Annotated in this window: 4 protein-coding genes; 3 read left to right on the forward strand and 1 reads right to left on the reverse strand. The window is 60.1% G+C overall.

The window, feature by feature from the left end; genetic code table 11:
* Positions 1 to 78 precede the first annotated feature (78 nt).
* Positions 79 to 417 (reverse strand): P-II family nitrogen regulator, encoded by a 339-nt coding sequence (locus tag WBF74_RS11605; protein WP_424439869.1) that lies wholly within the window; start codon positions 415 to 417, stop codon positions 79 to 81.
* A gap of 358 nt (positions 418 to 775) precedes the next feature.
* On the opposite strand from WBF74_RS11605, the gene WBF74_RS11610 reads away from it, so the two are divergent.
* The 3 genes from WBF74_RS11610 to WBF74_RS11620 all read left to right on the forward strand — a co-directional run.
* On the forward strand, positions 776 to 1,948 hold the full coding sequence (locus WBF74_RS11610; protein WP_424439872.1) for an aminotransferase: 1,173 nt from the start codon (positions 776 to 778) through the stop codon (positions 1,946 to 1,948).
* Complete coding sequence (locus WBF74_RS11615) at positions 1,945 to 2,604, forward strand: alpha/beta hydrolase (RefSeq protein ID WP_424439875.1); 660 nt, start codon at positions 1,945 to 1,947, stop codon at positions 2,602 to 2,604. The genes WBF74_RS11610 and WBF74_RS11615 overlap by 4 nt, the downstream gene beginning before the upstream one ends.
* 136 nt (positions 2,605 to 2,740) lie before the next feature.
* Positions 2,741 to 4,245 (forward strand): acetyl-CoA acetyltransferase (locus WBF74_RS11620; protein ID WP_424439878.1); only part of this gene is annotated, 1,505 nt, incomplete at its 3' end.

A 4,245-nucleotide genomic window follows, 5' to 3' on the forward strand; every position in this document is an offset into this window, starting at 1 on the left:
CTTTAGGGGTGTTCGGGCCGTGGCCCGTCTCAATCCGCGCTCGCCCCAGCTCCGAGCGCGTTGTCTCATCTCTGCCTGTCAGATGGCTTCCGCGCCGGTTTCGCCGGTACGGATGCGGATCGTCTCCTCGATATTCGAGATGAAGATCTTGCCATCGCCGATACGGCCCGTGCGGGCGGCCTGCTGGATTGCTTCCACGGCCTTTGCCACCAGATCGTCATTCAGCACGACTTCGATTTTCACTTTCGGCAGAAAGTCCACGACATATTCGGCACCGCGATAGAGCTCCGTATGGCCTTTCTGACGGCCGAAGCCCTTGGCCTCGGTAACAGTGATGCCTTGCAAGCCGACTTCCTGCAGAGCCTCTTTAACTTCGTCGAGCTTGAAGGGCTTGATGATCGCCTCGATCTTTTTCATTCGTGACTTCCTTGTTTTGGGCACTCACAGAGGAACTGTTCAGCCCGCCGTCTCGCTTCTCTGATAGCAGGGCTCGTGCCAACTCGGGCGAGGGCGGAAAATCGTTAAGAAACAGAAGGTTAGGTTATTTCCCGTTATGGGGTGCCTGTATTTTATGCGCGCGCGTTGCACAAAATATGGTCAGATTGATTAAGAAAGTGGCGTTTTTCACGCGTTAATCTCATATCTGGCGGAAAGCCGCGCATTTCAGGCCTGCCATTTCAGTATCCGCCATTTGACAGCCGGGGCACACCCCGCGACAACCGCAAAACAGGAAATAATCCGGCTGAATGTTGGCGGAATGGATGAGGCAGGCAGAATGCGGGCACTGAACGGCACCTTCTCGGCACTTGGCACGACCGTGTTCACGGTCATGTCCGCTCTGGCGGTCGAGCATGGCGCGATCAATCTGGGGCAGGGTTTCCCGGATGATGAAGGCCCGGATGATGTGCGCGAGGCGGCAGCGAAGGCCATTGTGGAAGGCCCGAACCAGTACCCGCCCATGATGGGGCTCCCCGCGCTTCGTCAGGCGGTGGCGGAGGCGAACCGGCGCTTCTACGGGCTGGAGGTCGATTGGCAGAAAGAAGTGATGGTGACATCCGGCGCAACAGAGGCGCTGGCGGACTGTCTCATGGCACTTCTCAATCCGGGTGATGAAGCCATCATCTTCGAGCCGGCCTATGACAGCTACAAGCCGATCATCGAAGCATCGGGAGCAAAGGCAGTTGCCGTGCCGCTCTCACCGCCGGACTGGTCGCTCCCCTTCGAGCGGATTGAGGCGGCCTTCACGCCGCGCACCAAGCTTGTTCTTCTCAACTCGCCCATGAACCCGGTCGGCAAGGTATTTTCCCGCGCGGAACTCACGCGCCTGGCCGAACTCATCGTGGCGCATGATGCCTATGCCATCTGCGACGAGGTCTATGAGCATCTCGTCTTTTCCGGTCATGAGCATGTGCCGTTGATGACGCTGCCGGGCATGCGCGAGCGGACGCTGCGCATCGGCTCCGCCGGAAAGACCTTTTCGCTTACGGGCTGGAAGGTGGGCTATGTCACCGGCCCGGCCGCCCTTATGGAAGTGGTCGGCAAGACGCATCAATTCATCACTTTCACCACGCCGCCCGCGCTGCAATCCGCCATTGCCTATGGGCTGCGAAAGGATGACAGCTATTTCTCGGGCCTGGCTTCATCACTGGAGGCAAAGCGCGATCTCCTGTCGGCGGGATTGCGCGAGGCGGGCTTTGCCGTGTTGCCCGCAGACGGCACCTATTTCGTCTCGGCCGATTTCCGCCCGCTTGGCTTCAAGGGAACCGACAGCGAGTTTTGCCGCGAGATCACGATCAAGGCAAAGGTCGCGGCGATCCCGCTTTCCGCTTTCTATGCATTGTCGGAAGCGCCGCATCATCTCGTGCGTTTCTGTTTCTGCAAGCAGGATGCGATCCTGATAGAAGCCAGCAACCGGCTGAAAGCCTATGCGAAGGACAGACAGGCATGACGCTCACCGCTCTCCGCCGCGACGCGCCTTCCGGCAAGGCCGACTGGCTTGTCATTTTCCTGCACGGCTATGGGTCAAACGGGGCGGACCTGATGACCTTCGCGGATTATTGGCAGGGCTCCATGCCGAATGTTGCCTTCGTCGCGCCGGACGGGCTGCATGAGGCGAAGGATGGCGGCTTCCGCTGGATCGGCAAGCGCCCCGCAGGCGATCCGAAACTCTACGATGATGCCGTGGAGGCAGCGCCCGACCTCCATGCCTTCATTGATGGCGAACTCAGCCGTGTCGGACTCGATGCCTCGCGCCTCGCGCTGGTCGGTTTCAGTCAAGGCACGGTGATGGCGCTTCATCTGGGGCTTCGCCGCGAGGTAGCGCCTGCTGCCCTGCTTGGCTATTCGGGCGGCCTTGTCGGGGCAGACAGGCTTTCCGCCGAAGTAACCTCGAAGCCGCCTGTCATGCTGGTGCATGGCGAGCAGGATCAACTCGCGCCGCTCTATGGCATGATGATGTCGGTAAAGGCGATGTCGGAGGCGGGCATCGTCTGTCAGGGCGTACCGCTTGCGGGCCTTGGTCATGCCGTGAATGCGGAGGCTCTGATCTATGGCGCGCGCTTCCTCCTCTCGGCCTTCGCCTTTCGTGAAAAGCACGGCGTCTGAATGACAAGCCCATGACGTAGGGGCAAAGGCACCGGATTTTCACCCCGCACGGACCCGCTGGACAGGCGAGCGTCACTCGCTATTCTCGGCGGAAATTGGTTAGCACCACGAACTAAAATATTTCAGGGAGACTTCCATGTCCGACATCAAGCTCGATGACCGTATGCCCGTCCTCGTCGGTTGCGGTCAGCTCGTCCAGAAGGAAAAGGATGTCGAGAAGGCAAAGTCGCCCATGCATCTCATGGCCGATGCGGCGGAAGCTGCGGCGGCTGATACCGGCCTTGGCAAGAAGCTCTGGGCGGAAGTGGACAATGTGACCACCGTTCGCTTCATCACTGACAGCCCCGATTCAGGCCGCCTTCCCTTTGGCCGCTATCCCAATGCGGCAAAGACGCTGGCCAATCTGGTCGGCGCTAACCCGTCCAAGACCTGCTACGGCCCGACGGGCGGCAACACGCCGCAGATGCTCGTCAACTACACGGCCGAACTCATCGCGAATGGCGAAACGGAAGTGGCGCTTGTCGCCGGCTCCGAATGCTTCGGCACGCTGATGCGCGCGCTGGGGCAGGGCAAGATGCTCCCCTGGCATGACGAAAATCCGGGCGGCGAGCGCATCGATATCGGTATCGAAAAGGCGGGTGTCACTGAAGTGGAGAAGATCCACAAGCTTCAGTTCCCGGTGAACATCTACCCGATGTTTGAAAACGCGATCCGTGGAGCGGCGGGCCGCAGTGTGAAGGATCACCAGCTTGCCGTGGGCCGCCTCATGGCCCCCTTCACGGAAGTTGCCGCACAGCATCCGCAGGCCTGGTTCCCGATCAAGCGCACGGCGGAGGAAATCGCCACGCCGTCCGACGATAACCGCTATGTCGGTTTTCCGTATACGAAGTATATGAACGCGATCATGCAGGTCGATCAGGCCGCCGCCGTGGTCATGATGTCGGTCAAGAAGGCGCGCGAGCTTGGCATTCCGCAGTCCAAATGGGTCTTCCTGCATGGCTGCGCCGATGCGAATGATCTTTGGTATCCGACCGAGCGCGTGAACTACCACTCCTCGCCCGCCATCCGCATGATGGGCAAGAAAGCTTTCGCCATGTCGGGCTGGAATGTGAGCGAGATCGACTATTTCGACCTCTATTCCTGCTTCCCCTCCGCCGTGCAGATCGGCCGTAACGAGCTTGGCATTGCAGAAGACGATCCGCGTCCGCTCACGGTGACGGGTGGCCTGCCTTACTTCGGAGGTGCAGGAAACAACTACGTCATGCACTCCATCGCCACCATGATGGACAAGCTCCGCGCGAAGCCGGGCACCAAGGGCCTCGTCACATCGAATGGCTGGTACGTGACGAAGCACGGCCTCGGCCTTTATTCGACAACACCGCGTGAAGGCAAATGGGAGCGTGAAAATCCGGCTACCTATCAGGCCGAGATTGATGCCGAGAAGCACCCCCAGGTTGAAGAGCGCCCGAACGGCAAGGCAACGATCGAGACATACACGGTCGTGCATGGTCGCGCCGGGCCCGAATTCGCCATCCTCTTCGGTCGCCTCGAAAGCGGCGCTCGTTTCGTGGCTCACACACCGAGCGATCCTGCAACCCTTGCCGACTTCATCGAGCGTGATCAGCTTGGCCGGTCTGGCAC

Origin of the sequence: Parvibaculum sp. (assembly GCF_049672805.1) — a bacterium.
Taxonomy (GTDB): Bacteria; Pseudomonadota; Alphaproteobacteria; order Parvibaculales; family Parvibaculaceae; genus Parvibaculum.

Bases quoted from the DNA above. Each gene is read 5' to 3' on its own strand.
- WBF74_RS11605 (WP_424439869.1), bottom strand. From the start codon at position 417: ATGAAAAAGATCGAGGCGATCATCAAGCCCTTCAAGCTCGACGAAGTT.
- WBF74_RS11610 (WP_424439872.1), top strand. From the start codon at position 776: ATGCGGGCACTGAACGGCACCTTCTCGGCACTTGGCACGACCGTGTTC.
- WBF74_RS11615 (WP_424439875.1), top strand. From the start codon at position 1,945: ATGACGCTCACCGCTCTCCGCCGCGACGCGCCTTCCGGCAAGGCCGAC.